The organism is Limnofasciculus baicalensis BBK-W-15, assembly GCF_024178385.1.
GTDB classification, from domain to species: domain Bacteria; phylum Cyanobacteriota; class Cyanobacteriia; order Cyanobacteriales; family Coleofasciculaceae; genus Limnofasciculus; species Limnofasciculus baicalensis.
Genome location: NZ_JAMZMM010000155.1, coordinates 13030 through 13875 on the forward strand (window position 1 = coordinate 13030; position 846 = coordinate 13875).

General features: G+C 43.1%; 1 protein-coding gene. It reads right to left on the reverse strand.

Annotated features, from left to right (window positions below):
• Positions 1–82: 82 nt before the first annotated feature.
• Positions 83–721, reverse strand: coding sequence for a hypothetical protein (locus tag NJ959_RS15880; RefSeq protein ID WP_254012714.1), 639 nt, complete (start codon positions 719–721; stop codon positions 83–85).
• Between the last annotated feature and the right edge of the window lie 125 nt (positions 722–846).

Genomic DNA, 846 nt, shown 5'->3' on the forward strand with positions numbered 1-846 from the left:
GGATTTCAGAACCCGCGCAGGCGGGTTTTGTCTGTGTAGCTGCGGTTTTAACCGCCCAATTGAGATTGGCGCAACCAATCAATTAAAACGGACAATTCGCATTAATCAAATACCCACCAGCCTCAATCACAAAATCATCATAATCACTATCATTCCCCACTTCAACCTGTCCTCCATCCTCCCAAGAAATACGATTACCCTTGACATCACCCCTCATCCCGCCATCTAAACTACCCAAAAACTTAGCAAAGTTTTGAGTAGATAAAATACTGCGGCGAGTTTGTCCGCTTGGGCTTACAGATTCTAAGTAAAATACATATTTATTGTTAGCCTGAAAAGTGAACTCACTCAAGCGATTACTAACGCTTCCACCACCAACAGTTCCCACATAATCAACCCGCGTACCGAGGTTATCTTGTCCGCGAGAAGACGATTGATTCTGTCCGCTACCAAAGGCATCATAGGGTTTAACTTCGCGAAATAAAACCGTATCTTCACCCGTAGTCTGGTTTTTGATCCCAAGGGTTGCTTGATAGGAACCATGGGATTGGAGGAATTCAAATTCGACAATAGTATCCACAGAAAACTGAAATATTTCGTTCCTCAATGCTTCTTGTGCTTTTACAGGTGTGGCGCAGGAACCGATAACTCCTGCTACTATAGCCCCTATCAGCCAGTTGACTTTGCCAGTGCGATTGCACCAATATTTATTCTGGATCATCTTATTACCTATAATCAGGACTCTACTATTCTACGCAGGTGGGCTTTGAATTTTAGGATATTCTAGGAGGAGAGAAATTCTTAACAAAAGTCAAAAATCACAACTAATCCCCCACTCCCCACTCC

Excerpts from the sequence above, each read along its gene's own strand:
- NJ959_RS15880 (WP_254012714.1), bottom strand. The coding sequence starts at position 721 with ATGATCCAGAATAAATATTGGTGCAATCGCACTGGCAAAGTCAACTGG.